The 19726-nt window shown below is 61.4% G+C and carries 12 protein-coding genes; 11 read left to right on the forward strand and 1 reads right to left on the reverse strand.

Annotated features, from left to right (window positions below; genetic code table 11):
• Positions 1–27: 27 nt before the first annotated feature.
• Complete coding sequence (locus tag QWJ34_RS10055) at positions 28–708, forward strand: response regulator transcription factor (protein WP_302727436.1); 681 nt, start codon at positions 28–30, stop codon at positions 706–708.
• Positions 696–2576, forward strand: a complete 1881-nt coding sequence (locus tag QWJ34_RS10060) for a sensor histidine kinase (protein ID WP_302727437.1) — start codon at positions 696–698, stop codon at positions 2574–2576. Before QWJ34_RS10055 ends, QWJ34_RS10060 begins: the two co-directional genes overlap by 13 nt.
• Before the next feature lie 338 nt (positions 2577–2914).
• On the opposite strand, the gene QWJ34_RS10065 is transcribed toward QWJ34_RS10060, so the two are convergent.
• Positions 2915–4804, reverse strand: coding sequence for an LTA synthase family protein (locus QWJ34_RS10065; RefSeq protein ID WP_302727438.1), 1890 nt, complete (start codon positions 4802–4804; stop codon positions 2915–2917).
• 341 nt (positions 4805–5145) lie between these two features.
• On the opposite strand from QWJ34_RS10065, the gene QWJ34_RS10070 reads away from it, so the two are divergent.
• From QWJ34_RS10070 to QWJ34_RS10110, 9 genes are all read left to right on the forward strand, one after another.
• The gene (locus QWJ34_RS10070) at positions 5146–6387 is read left to right on the forward strand and encodes a C40 family peptidase (RefSeq protein WP_302727440.1); all 1242 of its coding nucleotides are present in this window, start codon (positions 5146–5148) and stop codon (positions 6385–6387) included.
• Positions 6388–6671: 284 nt separating this feature from the next.
• Positions 6672–8969: a helicase C-terminal domain-containing protein gene (locus QWJ34_RS10075; protein ID WP_302727441.1), complete on the forward strand. Its 2298-nt coding sequence runs from the start codon at positions 6672–6674 to the stop codon at positions 8967–8969.
• 357 nt (positions 8970–9326) lie between these two features.
• The gene (locus QWJ34_RS10080; RefSeq protein ID WP_302727442.1) at positions 9327–9845 is read left to right on the forward strand and encodes a MarR family winged helix-turn-helix transcriptional regulator; all 519 of its coding nucleotides are present in this window, start codon (positions 9327–9329) and stop codon (positions 9843–9845) included.
• Positions 9842–11587: an ABC transporter ATP-binding protein gene (locus QWJ34_RS10085; protein WP_302727443.1), complete on the forward strand. Its 1746-nt coding sequence runs from the start codon at positions 9842–9844 to the stop codon at positions 11585–11587. Before QWJ34_RS10080 ends, QWJ34_RS10085 begins: the two co-directional genes overlap by 4 nt.
• Positions 11587–13464 carry an ABC transporter ATP-binding protein gene (locus QWJ34_RS10090; protein ID WP_302727444.1) on the forward strand — a complete coding sequence of 626 codons (1878 nt, stop codon included), beginning with the start codon at positions 11587–11589 and terminating at the stop codon, positions 13462–13464. The genes QWJ34_RS10085 and QWJ34_RS10090 overlap by 1 nt, the downstream gene beginning before the upstream one ends.
• Positions 13465–13742: 278 nt before the next feature.
• A complete protein-coding gene (locus tag QWJ34_RS10095) occupies positions 13743–15773 on the forward strand; it encodes a putative bifunctional diguanylate cyclase/phosphodiesterase (protein WP_302727445.1) in 2031 nt (676 codons plus the stop codon).
• 213 nt (positions 15774–15986) lie between these two features.
• Positions 15987–16937 carry a diacylglycerol/lipid kinase family protein gene (locus QWJ34_RS10100; RefSeq protein ID WP_302727446.1) on the forward strand — a complete coding sequence of 317 codons (951 nt, stop codon included), beginning with the start codon at positions 15987–15989 and terminating at the stop codon, positions 16935–16937.
• A gap of 51 nt (positions 16938–16988) precedes the next feature.
• Positions 16989–17204, forward strand: a complete 216-nt coding sequence (locus tag QWJ34_RS10105; RefSeq protein WP_302727447.1) for a hypothetical protein — start codon at positions 16989–16991, stop codon at positions 17202–17204.
• A 135-nt stretch (positions 17205–17339) separates the two neighbouring features.
• Positions 17340–19574, forward strand: a complete 2235-nt coding sequence (locus QWJ34_RS10110) for an MMPL family transporter (protein WP_302727448.1) — start codon at positions 17340–17342, stop codon at positions 19572–19574.
• Positions 19575–19726 lie beyond the last annotated feature (152 nt).

A 19726-nucleotide genomic window follows, 5' to 3' on the forward strand; every position in this document is an offset into this window, starting at 1 on the left:
AATCGGGCGAAAAAGGAGGCGCGGCCCATGGCCGATACAGTGCTGCTGGTGGACGACGAGCGGGATATTGTGGCGTTTATGCGCGATGCGCTGGAAGACGAAGGTTACGAGGTGCTGTGCGCGTACAGCGGCGAGGAAGCGCTGGCGCTGCTACCCCGCAAGCCGGGGCTGGTCGTGCTCGACGTGATGATGCCCGGCATGGACGGATACGAGCTGTGCGAGAGAATCCGCGAGAGCGCGGTGTGCCCCATCCTGTTCGTCAGCGCCCGCCGGACCGAAGAAGACCGGGTGCGCGGGCTGCTGGCGGGCGGGGACGACTATCTGGTCAAGCCGTTCGGCCTGCGCGAGTTCAAGACCCGGATCTACGCGCATCTGCGCCGGGAAAAAAGGGATCGCGCGGCGGCGGACCGCTATCTGCGCTTCGGCAGCCTGTCGATCGACGCGCAGGGGCGGGAATTGACGGCCGGCGGCGTGCCGGTTGCGCTCACGGCGCGGGAGTTCGATATCCTGCTGCTGCTGGCGCTGCATCCGTCGCGGGTGCTGGGCCGGGAAGATATTTACGAGCGGATCTGGGGCCTGGAAGCGGACGGCGATTCGGCGACGGTCACGGAGCATATCAAAAAGATCCGGGCGAAGCTGAACGCGGCCGATCCGTCGCTGAACGCGATCGAGACCGTATGGGGAGTCGGATACAAATGGCGGATTTGAAGCGGGGTGGGGAAAGCGGGGAACAAGTCCGGGGAAGCGATGGAAAAGCAGCCGGTCCGGACGGGCCGGACGGCGCGCGGCCGGAAGAAAGCGGCGAAAAGATCCCGGCGGCGGGGATATTGGGCCGCCGGGCCGGAAAGCCGCCGAGGGAACGCGCGCTCAAAGCGCTGATCGGGCGGTCGTTTCACCGCACGCTGCTGCTGAGCGCGCTGGCCGCGCTGCTGACCTGGGCGCTCGCGCTGACGGCGTTCTATCTCTGGGGCTCGCTGCGGCCCGCGAACTATTACGAGAGCCGGATTCCGCAGATCGCCGAACGGGTGCGGCGGCTGGACGATCCGCTTTCGCCGGTTTCGCGCGGCGCAGTGGAAGACATGATCCCGCTCGAAGGGATGGGGTATCAGATTATCGACTCGTCGGGACGGACGGTCTACGGCTCGTTCGAAGCGTCCGGAGACGCCGAAGTGCGGGACGCGGCCGATCTTCTGCGCCGGCTGAATACGCATGTCTCTTCGGACGGCTTCTATATCCGGTACGAGCCGCTGACCGGACCGGACGGGAGCTTCGCCGGCGCGCTGGCGCTGCGCTACAAGCTGACGGTGGCTTCCGCCAATCCGGCGTTCGGCCTGGTCATCGGACTGGGCGGCCTATTGATGGCGGCCGCTCCGTTCGGCTATCTGTATCTGTTCACGTATCTGGAAGGACGCCGCCTCAGCCGCAGGCTGGAAGAACCGTTCGACCGGCTGATCGCGGCCGCCGAGCAGATCCGCGAGCACGATCTGGACTTCTCGCTCGAGAGCGGCGGCACCGGCGTGCGCGAGCTGAACCAGCTGCTGGCGGCGTTCGAGCAGATGCGCGAAGCGCTGCAAGAATCGCTGCGGCGCGAATGGGAACTGGAGCGCGAGCGCCGCGATCTGACGGCGGCGGTCGCCCACGATCTGGGCACGCCGCTCAGCGTGATCCTCGGCCACGCCGAGGTCATGCTGGAGGACGCCGGCCGGCGTCCGGAGCGGGCGGAACGCTACGCCGCGACGATCCTGGGCGCGGCGCGGCGGTGTATCCGGCTGACGGAGGACCTGTCCGAAGCCGCGCGGGTGGAGCGTCCGGACTTCACGCTGAGTCCGGAGCCGGTCGATCTTGAAGCGGCCGTCCGCGCCAAAGGGCGGGAGTACGCTTTTCTGTGCCGCCAGCGCGGCGTGACCTTCGCGCTGGAAGCGCGCGATCTGCGGGCCGAGCGCGAGCGCGGCCCGCTGCGGCTCGACCAGCACCGGATCAACCGGGTGCTGGACAACCTGGTGAGCAACGCCCTCCGCTACGCGCCGGAGGGCGGCAGCGTCGCGCTTTCGCTTCGAATCCGGCCGGGCGAGGCCGAATTCGAAGTGCGCGACAGCGGCCCCGGCTTCGCGGAGGCCGGGGGAGGCCGCATCTTCGAGAAGTTCTATCGCGAAGATGCGGCAAGAGCCGCCGGCGACTTCGTCCGCGGCGCGGGTTCTGCCGGACGCGGCGCTTCCGGCAGCGGCAATGCGCCCGGCTCCGGCTCCGCTGGCAGCGGGAGCCTCGCCGGGGGACCGGGCGCGGCCTCGGGGTCCGCCCCGCCCGCCGCCGCTGCGGCTGGCGCAATCCCCGCCGGCGGCGCGTCCGACGGCGCCGTCTCCAAGAGCGGCGGCCCGGCCCCCGGAGAGCCGCCGGCCTCCGCTCCCGCCGGAGCGCCGCTCCCCTACAGCTCCGGCGACCGCAGCCGGAGCGGGCACTCCGGCCTCGGGCTGTTTATCGCCCGGACCATCGTGAACCGGCACGGCGGCGGCATCGCCGCGCGCAATCTGCCCGAAGGCGGCGCCTGCCTGCGCTTCACCGTGGCGGAGCTGGACTGAGCTCCGCCGGCGGCATAAAGCTCCAAAATCCATTTTATTCGTCGTCGGTTCGCTGCACCGGGAAAATAAAATGCAAATCTCCATTTTATTTTCCGGTTCCGCTCTTTTCCCGCCCATTTGTACAAAATAAAATGGATTCTCGCACTTGATTCGCCCGAAACGGCCCGCGGATCGAAGATAAAGTGGATTTTTGCATTTCGGCACACAAAAGGCCGGAGGCTTCCCCATCGGGAAACTTCCGGCCTTCTTCCGGCTTCAATCTTGCTCCGAACTCGCTCCGAACCTGCTTCGAACTCGCTTCGAATTCGCTTCGAACCTGCTCTGAACTCGCTTCGAACCTACTCCTCGCCTTCCACGGCCGTTTCGCTTTCCGGCCGGTCCGGCTGCTGGCGGACGTAGCTGCTGGACAGGTTGAACAATTCCAGCATGCGGTTGTACTGGTCTTCCGTTACGCCGGAAGTCGAAGTGCCGCCTTTCTTGAGCGGGTAGAACGTGCCGTCCGCGTATTCGGTGCCCGGGACGAATAATGTGTCGCCGGCGATCATGGATCCGGACGGCCAGTAGTAGCGTTCCGGAACCATGTTGTCCTGCTGGTTCAGCAGGTCCTGGCCGAAGTGGATATGGTTCTCGAGCGATACCCCGAGCAGATTGGCGGCCGTCGGCAGGATGTCCACCTGGGCGCCGAGCTGCGTCATGACTTCCGGCTGCTTGATGTCTTTGCCGAGAATCATAAACGGAATATTCGGCATATCGCTGTACGTGTACTCGTGTCCGTAGATTTCCTGCATCAGCGCCAGATCTTCTTCGCTTAACGAGTGGATCGGCAGGCCGAGATGGTCGCCGTACAGCATCAGGACGCTGTCGTCCCACAGCCCTTTTTCCTTGAGCTCGTCGATCAGCAGGCCCAGGCAGTAATCCGAATAGTTCTGCGCGCGGATATAATCGCCCACAAGCGTGCCTTCGTAGCGTTCCGGCAGCGTCATTTTATACTTCGACTCCGGAATGGTGAACGGATGGTGCGAGCTCATCGAGATGATCTGCGCGTAGAACGGCTGATCGGACTCGTCCATCTTTTGCAGCTCGTCCGTCGTTTTGGCATACAGCGTTTCGTCGGACGGGCCGAAGAAGACCGCATCGTCCGTACCGAAGAAATCCTGGTCGTAGTATTTATCGAAGCCGAGCGCCGCGTACAATTCGTTGCGGTTCCAGAAGGTGACTTTGTTCGTATGGAAAGTGGCGGTCTGGTACCCGTTCTCCGACAGCAGCTTGGGCAGGCTCGGCAGCTCCTTGCCGCCGTAAGCCATCACGGACGCCCGGCGCGGCGGGATATAAAACGACGTATTCACCGTGAACTCGGCGTCGGACGTATTGCCCTGGCCCGCGCTCTGGTAGAAGTTCGGGAAATACAAACCTTCCGCGGCCAGCTTGTTCAGGTTCGGCGTCACTTCCTGGCCGTCGACTTTGAGCCCGACCATGAAGTTCTGGAGCGACTCCAGCTGCAGGATAATCAGGTTCTTGCCTTTGGCGGCGCCGAAGTAAGCCGGATTCTCCGGCGTTTCGATGCCTTTGAGTCCGTCGATCTTCGCCTGCGTGATCTGGTCGAGCGGAACCGGTTCTTCTTCTCGGTCCGTGAGCAGCGTGTAAGCTTCGTAATTCAGGATGCCCATTTTCTCCGCCTGCTTCACTTCGTTCATGCTCGCGCGGTTCGGCCATACGTTCATTACGCACAACGCGAGGGACAAGATGAGCACGCTGCCCAGCGCGCGGCGGCTCATGCGGCTGTGCGCCACATTTGCCCGCCATACGCGAGCTTTTTTGCTGACAAAGAACCACACGCTCAGCACGATCACGTCGGTGAAGATCAGCAGGTACTGCGGCGAGAGCAGCGAAACGACGCTGTCGCTGACCTCCACGGCCTGCTTGGTCTGGTCCAGCGCATGATAGTTGACCAGCGTGCCGTAGTATTTGAAGTAGATGATCGCCGTAAAAAACAGCCCCGTCACAAGCAGATTCGTAATCATATACCACAGCAGTTTGCGTTTGGTCGCCAGCCATTCGAACAGGCAGAACAGGATCCACAGGAACGGGATTTCCGTCAGCAGCGGCCCCCAGAGAGGCGTATCTTCAAAGATCGGGCCCCAGGCGATATAGCCTTTGACCAGCAGGATCAGCGTAAACAGAATAAAGGGACGGCTCAGCCAAGCGCGCCAATTTTTAATCGACTCCACGGTAAAAGCTCCTTTTCTCGGAAAAATATTCGGCAGATCCGGTGACTTGTCTCGCTGTAACGACAATAAAGAGAAGTGAATTCTCCCGGCTCCGCGGGTTTTTTAAAAGGGAAAATCATGTTCGAACCGCCTTTTCGGCGCCCGAATCCTTAGCTATTATGCTCCCGACTGCAAAAGATGTCAAAATCGTTGCTTGATTTCCTCAAAAAGCTGGCGATTCCGGCCGATAGAAGATAAAATATCGTTAGAATAGTGACTTTCCAAGCAGGACCGGCAGGGCCCGTCGTTTCCGTCCCGTTTTTTTCGGAAGCGCTTATCGTATTTTACCTAAGGAGGCAATCATGAAAAGAAAGATCTTCAGCATGTTCGCTGCATCCGCTCTATTAATGACTGTGCCTGCTATCGCAGAAGCATCCTCGGCCTCGGCCGCGACCCCGGCTTCGGGCAAAGTCGACCGCCCCGTCAATTTCCGATCGGCCCCGTCGGCGTCGGAAGGCAGCGTCTACCGCACGCTCCAGCCGGGAACCAAGTTCGAAGTGCTGAGCGAACTGAGCTCGACCTGGATCAAAGTATCCGTCGGCGGAACGACCGGCTACGTGTCTTCTTCCTATGTAACGTACAGCAAGCCCGCCGCCCCTATCGACACCGCCAAGACGTCCGGAGCCCAAACGGCTTCCGCCGCCAAACCGGTTACCGATGCGAAAGCGGCTGCGGATACCAAAACGCCGGCCGTCAAACCCGCCGCGGCTTCCGCGAGCAAACCGGCGTCTTCGGTTTCGCAGGCTTCGGCCAAGCCAGCCGCCTCGACACCCGCCGCATCTCCCGTTAAGACGGTCTCGGAAACGCCCGCCCCTGCGGCCGCAGTCGCTCCGGCCGACGGAACCGGCGTCGTGACGAAGAACGTGAATTTCCGCGCCGAGCCGACGACGGGCAGCGACGTTTACCGCGTGCTGTCCGCCGGCGAATCGTTTACGGTGGTCGAACTGACGAATGCCTCGTGGATCAAGATCGCCGACGGCAGCGGCGTGAGCGGTTATGTGTCCACCGGTTACGTTACATACGCGGGCGGTTCCGTCCCGGTTGTACAGGTGCCGCCGACCGTGACTCCGGCCGTTCCGGCCGTACTGCCCGTTCCTTCGACCGGCGACCTGCTGCCGCAGCCCGTACTTCCCCAGCTTCCGGACGGAAGCACGGTCTCGCCGGGAGCGGCGGACCGCGTGATTGCCAACGCGCTTTCTTTACAAGGAATTACCCACTACGGCTTCGGAAAGAACGTAGCGCCGGTGCTTTTCGATTGTTCTTCTTTTACCAGCTACGTATTCGGGCTTGAAGGCGTCCAGCTTCCGCTCGGCACGGCTTACCAGAAAGATATCGGCACGGCCGTGGACAAGAACGACTGGCAAAAAGGCGACCTGCTGTTTTTCTGGAGCAGCATTCCCGGCGTGATCGGCCATGTGGGCATCTACGACGGCAACGGCAACCTGGTGCACAACAGCGCGAGCAAAGACGGCGTCGTCGTGTCTCCGCTCGACCTGAAATACTGGCAGGACCATTATGTATCGGCCAGACGGGTGCTGCCGTAGAGCGTATCCGCAAACTTTTTCGGCCGCCTTCGAGCGTTCCCGAGTTCTATAAATGCCGCGGCCGAGTCGTTTTCGGGGCGGCGCGCGGCATCCGCGGTTTTCGCCTTTCGGCGGGAGCCGCTTTTTTGCGCGGCGGCGTTTCCCTATAATAGAGTAGACGCGCGAAGACGCGCGTTCGTCACGAAAGAATTGCCGAAGCGGCGATTGGCGCGGCCCGGGCGTCGGCCCTGCCGCCGCTTTACGGCCGAATATCGATACAGAAGCGGAAGGGGAGGGAGAGACATATGCCTTACACCGTTCGCACCTCCGTCCGCCCGCTGGTGGAGTACGTGTTCCGCGGCGGAAGCCTGCAATCCGGCACGCGCTTTGGCAGCGCGCTGCAGGAAGGCACGCGCATCCACCGCGAGGTGCAGGAGAAGTACGGGGAGAACGACCGCAAGGAAGTCTTTTTGAAAACGGAACTGGTCTGCGCGGGCGGCGAACTGACGATCCAGGTCGAAGGCCGCTGCGACGGGCTGCTGCTGGATGAAAGCGGGCTGTATACGATCGACGAGATCAAATCGACGTCGGAACTGCCGGAGCAGCTGGACGGCGGACACGACGTGCACTGGGCGCAGGCCAAGTTCTACGCGTACATGCTGGCCGAAGAGCGGGGAGCGGAGCTGGAGCGGATCGGCGTGCGCCTGACCTACGTGCACAAACCCGGCGGCGAGCGCAGCGTGTTCGAGGTTGTGCAGACGCGCGAAGAGCTGACCGCGTTCGTGGAAGACGTCGCCGAACGCTACGCTCCTTATGCGCTGCTGCTGAAGCGGCGCGAAGAGAAGCGCAATCTGGCCGCTTCGCAGCTCGGATTTCCGTTCGGGCGCTACCGCGAGGGACAAAGGCTGTTCGCCGGCGCGGTATTCAAAACGATCCGCGAAGAAAAAAACCTGCTCGCCCGCGCGCCGACGGGAACGGGCAAGACCATCTCGACGCTGTTTCCCGCCGTCAAAGCGATCGGCGAAGGGCTGGTCGGGCGCGTGTATTACCTGACCGCGAAGACGACCACCCGCGCCGGCGCCGAAGAAGCGCTGGCGCTGCTGGAACGCAGCGGCGCTTACTTGAGCGCGGTAACGATCACGGCCAAAGACAAAGTCTGCTTCAAGGAAGAAGAAGACTGCGCCGGCGGCCAGTGCCGGTTCGCGCTCGGCTATTACGACCGGATCAACGACGCGCTGCTCGATCTGTTCGAACACGAAACGCTGATTACGCGCGATGTATTGGAGACGTACGCGCGCAAGCATACCGTCTGTCCGTTCGAATTCTCGCTCGACGCCGCTTACGCGGCCGATGTGGTCGTGTGCGACTACAACTACGTGTTCGATCCGCGCATCGCGTTCAAGCGTTTGTCCGACGAACAGCGGAACTCGTCGGCGCTGCTCGTCGACGAAGCGCACAACCTGGTCGAGCGCGGGCGCGAAATGTTCTCGGCGGAGCTGGTCAAGTCGGCTTTTCTGGCGATCAAGCGCGGATACAAGAATGTGCACGAAGGGGTGCGCGCCGCGGCCGACCGGGTCAACGCCTACCTGATCCTGCTGCGCAAGCAGGCGGGCGAAGAAGGCAAATTCGTCGGCAGCGAGCCGCCGGAAGTTATGTTCAAGCTGCTGGAGCCATTCGTCGAGCAGGCGGAGAACGCCCTGATTACGGTGCACGGGAGCGAGTCCGAAGAAGAACTGCTGGAAGCGTACTTCGCCGCCCAGACGTTCCTGCGCATCGGCAAGCTGTACGGCGACCCGTACGTAACGTACGTGGAAACGGACGGCAGCGAAGTGAAGATGAAGATGTTCTGCCTCGATCCGTCCGAGCTTCTGCTCCAAGCGTCGAAAAATTACCGCTCGGCCGTTTATTTTTCCGCTACGCTCGCGCCGCTCGGCTTCTACCGCGAAATGCTCGGCGCGTCGGAGGAAGATTACACGCTGTCCATTCCGTCGCCGTTCAGTCCCGAGCAGCTCGAAACGCGTATCCTGCCCGTCTCGACCCGGTTTCGCGACCGGGAGCGCACGCGGGAAAGCCTGGCCGTCTCTCTGGCGGAAACGGTGCTGGAGCGTCCCGGCAACTACCTGTTCTTTTTCCCGTCGTACGCGTATTTGCAGGAAATCCGCCAGGCGTTCGAGATCCGGATCGAGGGAGCGGACGTGGAGATTCTGAACCAGGACGCCGGCATGTCGGAAAGCGAACGGACCGCGTTCCTCGACGCTTTCGTGCCCGGCCGCGAGCGGACGCTGGTCGGCTTCGCGGTCATGGGCGGCGTGTTCTCCGAAGGAATCGACCTGGCGGGCGACCGGCTGACCGGCGTGGCGGTGGTGGGCGTCGGCCTGCCGCAGATCGGGCTGGAGCGCGATATTATCCGGGACTACTTCAACGAACACGGCCGCAGCGGTTTCAACTACGCCTACGTCTATCCCGGCATGAACAAAGTCCAGCAGGCCGGAGGCCGGCTGATCCGCACCGAAGACGACCGCGGCGTGCTGATCCTGGCCGACGACCGCTTCCTGCAGGAACCGTACCGTTCGCTGCTGCCGGAGGAGTGGGGGATGCGCTGAGGGCGGCACCGTAACGCTGCGGGCCAAAGCCGCATGAGTTAAATGCAAACCGGAAGATTTCTTCGGAGCGGTCCGAAGGAATCTTCTTTTTATTTGCGCTTGTTGGTGCTTGCTTGCGAAAATAAAACTTGCGGCTGACGCGGCGTCATGCTTTACGATAGCCGGTGTTCGCGCAGTCGGTGGAAGCTTCGACAAAGTTTCCGCATGTAAATGTTGACATTCATCGTTCGCGGAGATAATATTAGGTAGCTAATAGATTGCATACCTAAATATTAGCCAACCTAAATATTTTCTTTTTACTTAAAATGGAATCTCGGTTGGCCGATGAAAGGTAAGGAAGGAAAGGGGGAGAAGGACTTGGAAACGAAAATGAGTCCGCTTGCCCGCGAGCTGATGATCGTGATCCGGCGCTTCCGCCACGGCGGCAAAAAGCGTTCCGGTCCGATGGCGGGGCGCAAGCAGAGCGAAGGCATGCTGCTGATGGTGCTGCGGCGCAAAGTCGACCACGGCGAGCCGGGCATCATGGTATCGGAGATCAGCCGCATACTCGACGTCAAATCGCCGACCGTCACGCAGCTGATCAAGGGACTGGAATCCGACGGACTGGTCGAGCGCACGGCCGATCCGGCCGACCGCCGCGCCGTAAGGATCTCGCTGACGGACGAAGGCGTGAGAGTGACCGATTCGGTGATTCGGGAAATGGAGTCGATGATCGGCGGACTGACGGATTATCTGGGCGAAAACGATACCCGGCAGCTGATCCAACTGCTCAACCGGACGCACGATTACTTCGCCGAACTGGATAAAAATCCGGACCCGGACGGGGAGCAAGACAGCGACGCCTCGGCGTCCGATAAAGGAGAGAGACCGTTATGATGAAATTGTTTCGCATGCTGAAGCCTTACCAAATCGGCGTGATCTTCGTCCTGCTGATGGTATTTATGCAGTCGCTGTCCGAGCTGTATCTGCCGACCCTGATGGCGGATATCGTCGACGACGGGATTGCCAAAGGCGATATCCCGTACATCTGGCGCATCGGCGCAATCATGCTCGGCGTGGCGCTGGTCGGCATGATCTGCTCGATTGTCGCAAGTTACCTGTCCGCCAAAGTATCGCTCGGCTTCGGCCGGGATCTGCGCAGCCGGGTGTTCTCGCACGCACAGGCTTTTACGCTGAAAGAATTCGATAAATTCGGAACGGCGTCGCTGATTACGCGCACGACCAACGATATCACGCAGATCCAGCAGGTGCTGACGATGATGCTGCGGATGCTGGCGATGGCGCCGATGATGATGATCGGCGGCATTATCATGGCCGTATCCAAAGACGCCAAGCTGTCGCTGGTGCTCGTCGTGGTCATTCCGGTGCTGGCGCTGCTGATCCTGCTGATCGGGCGCAGCGCGCTGCCGCTGTTCAAAGCGATGCAGAAAAAGATCGACCGGCTGAACCTCGTGCTGCGCGAGAACCTGACCGGTATCCGGGTTATCCGCGCGTTCGGACGCGAGCGCAGCGAACGCGAACGCTTCGACCAGGCCAGCGGCGATCTGACGGACACGGCGATCCGCGTCAACAAACTGATGGCGCTGATGATGCCGGCCATGATGCTGATTCTGAACTTCTCGACGATCGCGATCGTCTGGTTCGGCAGCATCCGCATCGATGCGGGGCAGATGGAGCTGGGCAACCTGATGGCCTTTATCCAGTACGCCATGCAGATTCTGTTCTCCCTTATTATGGTTTCCATCATCTTCGTCATGGTGCCGCGGGCTTCCGTCTCGGCAGGCCGGATCAACGAAGTGCTCGAAGCGGTGCCGGATATCGAAGATACGACCGCGCCGAGGTCGGTCGCCCGGCAAGGACGGCTTGAGTTCCGCGACGTTTCGTTCAGCTACGAAGGAGCGGAAGCGCCGGCGATCCAGCATATCTCGTTCGAAGCCGGCCCCGGCGAAGTGACCGCGGTGATCGGCGGAACGGGCTCCGGCAAATCGACGCTGGTCAGTCTGATCCCGCGCTTCTACGACGTTTCGTCGGGCGCGGTGCTGGTGGACGGCGTGGATATCCGCGAACTCACGCAGGAAAGTCTGCGCGGCAAGATCGGCTACGTGCCGCAGAAAGCGCTGCTGTTCAGCGGAAGCGTGGAAGCAAATATCCGCTACGGCAAAGCGTCGGCGACCGACGCGGAAGTGCGCGAAGCGGCGCGGATCGCGCAGGCCGCCGAGTTTATCGACGGGCTTGAAGAAGGCTACGCTTCGCCGGTTTCGCAGGGCGGATCGAACCTTTCGGGCGGCCAGAAACAGCGGCTGTCGATCGCCAGAGCGCTGGTGCGCCGTCCGGAAATCTACATTTTCGACGACAGCTTCTCCGCGCTCGACTTCAAGACCGACGCCAGGCTGCGCGCCGCGCTCAAGAGCGAGACGCGGGAGTCCACCGTGCTGATGGTCGCGCAGCGGGTCAGCACCGTCATGGACGCCGACCGCATCGTGGTGCTCGATCAGGGCCGCGTCGCCGGCATCGGCCGTCATGGCGAACTGATGCGCACGTGCGAAGTCTACCGCGAGATCGTATCTTCGCAGCTCTCGGAAGAAGAGATCGCTGCGCGCGCAGAGGAGGTTCTGTAATGAGCGAAAACAACAACAGCAAAGCCCCGGCTCCGCGCCGGGGCCCGGGTCCCGGACCCGGCATGGGCGGTCCCGGAGGCATGATGATGCCGGGCGCCAAGCCCAAAAATTTCAAAGCGACATTCAAGCGTTTGTCGGGCTATCTGGCCCCGTATAAATTCCATCTGCTCGCGGTGCTGCTTGCGGCGATCCTGAGCACGGTGTTCAATATTCTCGGGCCGAAAGTCATGGCCAAAGCGGTCACCCGGCTCAGCGAAGGCGTGATCGCCAAGATGAAAGGCGTGCCGGGCGCCGCGGTCGATTTCCAGTATATCTGGCAGATCGTGATGATCCTCGCCGGATTGTACGTGGTCAGCGCGCTGTTCGGTTATCTGCAGCAGTACATTATGGCCGGCGTCGCGCAGCGTACTTCGTACGGCCTGCGCAAAGAAGTCAAAGAAAAGCTGGACCGCCTGCCGCTGAAATACTACGACAACCATCCGTACGGCGACGTGCTCAGCCGCGTGACCAACGATATGGACAATATCAGCAATACGCTCCAGCAGAGCTTGACGCAGATCATTACGTCGCTCGTGACGATCGTCGGCGTTATCGTGATGATGCTGACGATCAGCCCGGTGATGACGCTGATTACCGTGCTGACGATTCCGTTCAGCCTCGTAGTCGTGATTCTGGTCGCCAAACGCTCGCAGAAATATTTTGCCGGCCAGCAGCGCTACCTCGGCGACCTGAACGGCCACGTCGAAGAAATGTACAACGGCCAGCGCGTCATCAAAGCTTACGGACGCGAAGAAGCCTCGCAGCAGCAGTTTGAGAACCATAACAAAGAACTGTACGAAGCCGGATGGAGAGCGCAGTTTATCTCCGGGCTGATTATGCCGCTCATGTCGTTTATCGGCAATATCGGCTACGTGCTGATCTGCGTCGTCGGCGGGATCTTCGCGACCAACGGACGCATCAGCATCGGCGATATCCTGGCCTTTATCCAGTACGCCAGACAGTTCTCCCAGCCGATCACCCAGACGGCGAATATCGCGAATATCATCCAGTCCACCATCGCTTCGGCGGAACGGGTCTTCGAAGTGCTGGACGAAGAAGAGCAAACGCCGGACCGCAAACTGGACCGTCACCTGTCCGGCCGCGGCGAAGTGAAATTCGAGCACGTTCAATTCGGATACGTGGCCGACAAGCCGCTGATCAAGGATATGAATATCGAAGTGCAGCCGGGACAAACCGTCGCGATCGTCGGGCCGACCGGCGCCGGCAAGACGACGCTGATCAATCTGCTGATGCGCTTCTACGAATTGAACGGCGGCGCGATCAAGATCGACGGCGTGGACACCCGCGAGATCGACCGGGACCCGCTGAGAGCGCTGTTCGGCATGGTGCTCCAGGATACGTGGCTGTTCGGCGGCACGATCCGCGAGAATATCGCCTACGGACGCGAAGGCGCCGCCGAAGACGAGATCGTGCGCGCGGCCGAAGCGGCGAGGGCGGACCATTTTATCCGCACGCTGCCGGAAGGCTACGATACCGTGCTCAACGAAGACGCGTCGAATATTTCGCAGGGCCAGAAGCAGCTGCTGACCATCGCGCGGGCCGTGCTCGCCGATCCGCGCATCCTGATCCTGGACGAAGCGACAAGCAGCGTCGATACGCGGACCGAGATCTTTATCCAGCAGGCGATGGGCGAGCTGATGCAGGGACGGACAAGCTTCGTTATCGCGCATCGTCTCTCCACGATCAAGGGAGCCGACCTGATTCTGGTCATGGATCACGGCGAAGTGATCGAGCAGGGCACGCACGAACAGCTGCTCGAAGCCGGCGGCTTCTACGCGGATCTGTACAACAGCCAATTCTCGGAAGAAGCCGTGTAACCCCCCGGGCGGGACCGGCTTCGCCAAGCACAGCCTGCAAAGCCGATCCAACGGTAAAGAAGCAGGCAACCGACAGGGAACAGATGGAGGAACCGGCATATGCTGCCGGTTCTTTTGTCGTTTCGATAGGATATGTCAATTTTTTCTCCGACTTTGAAATAGTTCTGATGGATTTCAGGTATTTATCCGATATAATTAAGAAAAAGGTTTACTTGCTTATAGCAAGAGCATCGGCGAAATGTCGAAAAACTATCATAACGCAAAGTGGGTACCGATTTATGACCTCTGTCCTCGCTACAGGTTTAACGGAGAATTGGAACGGCATACTGGTGATTTTGTCGCTGCTGGCGGCGCTCGTATCCGCTTATCTGGGCTTCGATCTGGCCGGAAGAAAAGCGGGCAACCGAAATTCCGCGAAACGGCTGAACCGAGCCGCTGCGTCGCTGGTTCTTGGACTGGGCGCCTGGCTGGTCCATGTTATGAGTCTGGTTTCTTATCATCGCCGCTTCACGCTCGAATACAACCGGATCTGGTCGTTGGCCGCGATTGCCGTCGTCTGCCTGTCCGCGTACATAATGCTTGCTCTGTTCCAGCGTCAGAAGCCGGTGAGCAGCCGCCTGTCCGGAGTCGTATTCGGCCTGGGCCTGTCTGTCATGACCCTGCTGGGGACTTACGCGCTGCGGCCTTCGCTGTTCGTTCGCGTCGATCCGGAAATCGGAGGATTCGCGGTCGCGATCGTGCTCGTCGCGTGCTACTTCTCGCTGTACGTGTTCGGCAACTTCGGCGGCCCGTCGGGGTTCGGCCTGTCCAAGCCGGTAGCCGCGCTGATTCTGGGCTCGGGCCTATTCGGGATGCAGTACGCCGCGCTCGGCGCGCTGAGTATCGACACCGTGCGTTCGACCGCCGTACCGCTCAGCTACAAAGAGCTGCCGTCTTCTTATTTCGTGGCGGGGATGTCCGCGCTGGTGGCGGCGATTCTCGCGATCGCGTGGATCTTCATGGTGTTCGAGCGGCGGGCGCTGCGGCAGATCGTGTACAAAGACCCGCTGACCGGTCTTCGCAACCGCTACGCGCTGCCGGAAGAAGCCGATCGGAGGCTGAGCGAAGAACGGTTGGGTTCGATGGTGCTGATCAATCTGGACCGCTTCAAAGTTATCAACGACACGCTCGGGCGCGACTTCGGCGACCGCCTGCTCATGCACGCCGCGCAGCGGATTCGAACGCGTACGTTCGAAGGCGAAGCGCTGTTCCGGATGGACGGAGACGAATTCCTGCTGCTGGGCAAAGAAAACGACGCGTCCGCGCTGCTGCACCGGGTGAACCGGATGCTCGGCGAGATCAGCCATCCGTATATGATCGAAGGCAACGAACTTTACATAACGGCAAGCGCGGGCATCAGCCTGTTCCCGGAACACGGCCGCGACCGCGCCGCGCTGCTGAAAGCGGCCGATGCGGCGATGTACCAGGCGAAGTCCTCGGGCAAAGACAAAACCGTTTTCTTCAACGCCGGAATCGGCGGGCAGCTCAGCCGCAAAATGGAACTGGAGAAAGATCTGCGGCTCGCGCTGGAACACAGGCAGTTCTTTATCGTCTATCAGCCCAAATGGGACGCGGCGGCGGGCCGAGAAGCCGGCTTCGAAGCGCTGCTGCGCTGGCGGCACCCGACCAAAGGCATCGTTTCGCCGGGCGAATTTATCCCGATCGCGGAAGAAACGGGCCTGATCGTACAGATGACGAGATGGATGCTGGTCGAAGTGTGCAAGCAGAACAAGCGCTGGCACGACGAAGGAAGATTCCGCGTCTGCATCTCCGTCAATATGTCGTACCGCGTATTCGAGAGCATGACGCTGTTCGACATGGTCGATTCCGCGCTGCGCTTCAGCGGGCTGTCCGGCCCGATGCTGGAACTCGAAATCACGGAATCGATCGCGATGAAGAATATGGACATCACGCTGTCCCAGCTTCAGCAGGTGCGCAAGCTCGGCGTGCATGTGTCGATGGACGATTTCGGCACGGGACATTCCTCGCTCGGCCGGCTCGACGAGATTCCGGTCGATACGCTGAAGATCGACCAGTCGTTCGTCAAAAGCAGCAATCTGGCCTCCAAACAGGCGCTGATCAGCGGCATTATCGGCATCGCCCGGCTGCTCGATCTCGAAGTGGTGGCGGAAGGCGTGGAAACGCGCGAACAAGCCGAATTCCTGCTGTCCAAAGGCTGCCGGCTGATGCAGGGCTATTACTACGGAAGACCGATGCCGCCCGAAGAAGCGGAAGCCGGTGCCTGGCGCGTTAATGCTTCCGGCGAATAAAGAAGCGGAAGGCGGGGTTGTTCGAACGGGAACGGCTGAATGCGAAGGCGGAAAAGGAATAGACTGCGGAAGAAGCCGGCGGAAATGCCGGCTTCTTCTTTATTTCAAGCGTAGGCCGGCCGGGGTCCGGGGTAATGAAGGAACAGGGAGCCGGCGCGGCGAAGCGTCGCGGCCGCCCTGCTTCGGAATCGGGCCAAACGGGAGATGAACAGGATGCGTTGGAATAAAGCGATGCTTGTATATAATCGCAAAGCCGGCAAAGAAAAAGCCGGACAGCTGGGCGCCGCCGTGGAAGCACTGGCGGCCGAAGCGGGCGAGCTGACACTGGTGCAGACCGAGCAGCCGGGCGACGGGGAAAAGGTGTGCCGGGAGCGGGGCGGAGAGTGCGATCTGCTTCTGCTGCTGGGCGGCGACGGCACGGTGCACGAGTGCGTGAACGGCGCGGCCGCGGCGGAGCGTCGGCCTGATATCGCCGTGCTGCCCGGCGGCACCTGCAACGACTTTGCAAGAACGCTGCGGCTTCCGCTGCAAATCGGCCGGGCGGCGGAAACGGTGCTGGCGCAGCGGCTGCTGGAGACGGACATCGGCAAGGTCAACGGACGCTTTTTTACCAACTTCGTCGGGATCGGGCTGATTACGGATACGTCCGAAAATATCGACTCCGACCAGAAAGACAAAATGGGCAAGCTCAGCTACTTTCTAAGCACCCTGCGGACGCTGCGCCAGGCCGAGCCGTTCCGCTTCCGGCTGACGCACGACGAAGGAACGGTCGAGAGCGAAGCGGTGATGATCCTGGCGGCGAACGGCCGATCGCTCGGCACGGCCAGGCTTCCTTTTGCGGAAAATGCGCTGCAGGACGGCATGCTCGATGTGCTGATTGTGCGCGAAGCCGGCCTTACGCTCGCCTGGCAGGTGATCAACGGAGGCGATCTGACGGATTATCGGGCGTGCGGCGGCGTGATCGAGTATATTCAGACTTCGAATCTGCGCATCGAGACCGACGAGCCCAAACGCATCGATACGGACGGGGAGATTTATCTGGAGACGCCCGCCGATATTTCCGTGCTGCCCGGCCATCTGCGCTTCTATTACGGCGAAGAAGCCGGAGCGAACCTGAACGAGCTGCTGCGCGGTTCGGACAGTTTGGGAACTTCCGGCGGCTGAATGAACAGAAGGATTGGCCGACGGCCGGGAACGATGCGGGGCGTTTCCGCCTTGAGCAAAGAAATGTTGACGGCAGGTCAGCATTTCTCGGAAACCTCCGGTTTATGGACTAAAATGCTGACCCAATGCACACATTTAGGAAGGGAAATCGCTAAAAACGTCGGTTACTCTCAAAAATGCGGTCCAAAAGTCAGCATTTTGCTTTCTCCTTTCTTTTTTGCCGGGAATGCTGACCAAGCGTGCATATTTTCGGTTGACCAAAAATGACTGGTGAGTCATAATATTCATTAATGACCGGCCAGTCATAACGGGAGCTATTCGTATACGGAAGATACCGGCGGAAACGCCGAATTATTACAAAACAACACAAAGGCATTGGGGGATGCCGAACAGGAGGCGGAAATGAACGGAAGAAAAAGAATCGGAATAAGCGGAAGGTTGGCCGGTCCGGTCGGCCGCTGGGTCGTACTGGCGGCATGGATCGCCGCGGCTCTGCTGCTCAACACGATCTGGCCGGGAGTCGGCGAGCGGGAAGACAACGGCGCCGCCAATCTGGGCGGCGGCTATCCGTCGGTGCGGGCCGCGGCTTTGTCCGAGCGGGAATTCCCCGCGGGAGAAGGGCAGACGGCGCTGCTGGTCTGGCAGCGCGCGGGAGGGTTGGGCGCCGCCGACCTGGACGGGCTGTCGCGGCTGACGGAGTCGCTCGAAGCGGAGCCGCTGCCGGAGCAGACCGGCGTACTGCCGCTGGACCGGCTGCCGGAAGCGGCGCGGCAGGCGCTGCTGTCCGAAGACGGCAGTACGCTGGTGCTGCCGCTGACGTTCGGCGAGGCGGCCGACACCGAGGCGCTGAAAGAAAGCGCGGCGCAGCTTGAGACGCGCGCGGCTTCGCTGCTGGGCGGCGGCGATCCGTTCGTCGCGCCGACCGGAACGGACGAACTGTCCGTCCGGCTGACGGGGCCGGTCGGCATCGCGATCGACGGCGGCAAGCTGTTCGAGAACGCCGACGTGTCGCTGCTGATCGCGACCGTAGTGTTGGTGCTGGCGATCCTGCTGCTGATCTACCGCTCGCCGATCCTGGCCCTGATTCCGATCGTCGCCGTCGGCTTCGCGTATCTGGTCGTCAGCCCGATTCTCGGCACAATGGCCGACCGGGGCTGGATCACGGCCGATTCGCAGGGGATCTCGATCATGACGGTGCTGCTGTTCGGCGCGGGCACCGATTACTGTCTGTTCCTGATTACGCGGTTCAGGCAGGCTTTGACGGAGCACAGGGACAAACGCGCGGCGCTCAAAGACGCGATCTCCGGATCGTCCGGCGCGATCGCCATGAGCGGACTGACCGTCGTGCTGTCGCTGTTTACGCTGCTGCTGGCGCAGTACGGCGCGTACCACCGCTTCGCCGTGCCGTTCGGCTTGGCGATTCTGGTAATGGGCATCGCCAGCTTGACACTGGTTCCGGCGCTGCTCGCCATCTTCGGCCGCGTCTCGTTCTTCCCGTTCGTGCCGCGCACGCCGGAGATGGAAGACGCGCGCGCCCGGCGCAGAGGCAAGCCGGTCCGGCGGCGCGCGAAGAAGACCGGCGCGATCGGCACGCTGGTCACGACCCGGCCCTGGACCGTCGTGATCGCCGCGCTGATCGTGCTCGGCGGATTGGCCGCCGCTTCGTCGCAGATTCGGTTTACGTACGATCTGCTGTCCGCGTTTCCGTCCGACATGCCGTCGGTCGAAGGCTTCGACGCGATCGCGGAAGGCTTTTCGCCCGGCGAGCTGGCACCCGTCCAGGTGATGGCGGATACGGAAGGGAAAGAAACGGAGCTTGCTTCGTCGCTGTCGGCGCTCGATTTCGTGGACGAAGTCGAGCAGCCGCAGCAGGGAGTCGAGAATCCGAATATCGAGCTGTACGGCGTGCGGCTGAACGTCAATCCGTATTCGAACGAAGCGATGGACCGTATCGCCGAGCTGCGGGAGACGACGGAACAGGCGCTGAACGGCGCGGGAGTGGCGGACGCGCCGCAGAAAGTCTGGATCGGCGGCCAGACCGCGGCGCAGGCCGATACCCGGACCGCGACCGAACGCGATACCGACATCGTAATCCCGGTCGTGATCGGGCTGATCGCGCTGCTGCTTCTGCTTTACCTGCGCTCGATCGTCGCCACGATCTACCTGATCGCGACCGTCGTGCTGTCGTATTTTTCCGCGCTGGGGCTGGGCTGGCTGATTCTGCACGGCGTAATGGGCCAGGAAGCGATCCAGGGCGCGATTCCGCTGTACGCATTCGTATTCCTGGTGGCGCTGGGCGAAGACTACAATATTTTTATGATCTCGAGCATCTGGGCAAAAAGCCGCCGTCTGCCGCTCAAAGACGCGATTCGCGAAGGCGTCGGGGAAACGGGCACGGTGATTACTTCGGCGGGAGTCATTCTTGCGGGCACGTTCGCCGTGCTGGCGACGCTGCCGATTCAGGTACTGGTGCAGTTCGGCGTCGTCGCCGCGCTGGGCGTGCTGCTCGATACGTTCATCGTCCGTCCGTTCCTCGTGCCGGCGATCACGATGCTGCTAGGCCGTGCGGCGTTCTGGCCGGGACGGGCTCCCGCAGGCGGCGGAGAAGCGCAGCGCGACGATACGCATCCGGCATAAGGCATAAAGCCGTGTGCCGGAGCGTCGTCGGCCGCGCTTCCGCGAATTTTTTTCGCCGCGGCCCGGGATTCTTTCTTCGATCGTCTTTACTCGCCCGCTTGCACCCTGCATAATGAGAATGTTGTGACGGGTAGGCATTATCAATGGATAAA

The sequence above is a fragment of the Saccharibacillus sp. CPCC 101409 genome, from assembly GCF_030518235.1.
GTDB lineage: Bacteria > Bacillota > Bacilli > Paenibacillales > Paenibacillaceae > Saccharibacillus.

Excerpts from the sequence above, each read along its gene's own strand:
- QWJ34_RS10055 (WP_302727436.1), top strand. The coding sequence starts at position 28 with ATGGCCGATACAGTGCTGCTGGTGGACGACGAGCGGGATATTGTGGCG.
- QWJ34_RS10060 (WP_302727437.1), top strand. The coding sequence starts at position 696 with ATGGCGGATTTGAAGCGGGGTGGGGAAAGCGGGGAACAAGTCCGGGGA.
- QWJ34_RS10070 (WP_302727440.1), top strand. The coding sequence starts at position 5,146 with ATGAAAAGAAAGATCTTCAGCATGTTCGCTGCATCCGCTCTATTAATG.
- QWJ34_RS10075 (WP_302727441.1), top strand. The coding sequence starts at position 6,672 with ATGCCTTACACCGTTCGCACCTCCGTCCGCCCGCTGGTGGAGTACGTG.
- QWJ34_RS10085 (WP_302727443.1), top strand. The coding sequence starts at position 9,842 with ATGATGAAATTGTTTCGCATGCTGAAGCCTTACCAAATCGGCGTGATC.
- QWJ34_RS10090 (WP_302727444.1), top strand. The coding sequence starts at position 11,587 with ATGAGCGAAAACAACAACAGCAAAGCCCCGGCTCCGCGCCGGGGCCCG.
- QWJ34_RS10095 (WP_302727445.1), top strand. The coding sequence starts at position 13,743 with ATGACCTCTGTCCTCGCTACAGGTTTAACGGAGAATTGGAACGGCATA.
- QWJ34_RS10100 (WP_302727446.1), top strand. The coding sequence starts at position 15,987 with ATGCGTTGGAATAAAGCGATGCTTGTATATAATCGCAAAGCCGGCAAA.
- QWJ34_RS10110 (WP_302727448.1), top strand. The coding sequence starts at position 17,340 with ATGAACGGAAGAAAAAGAATCGGAATAAGCGGAAGGTTGGCCGGTCCG.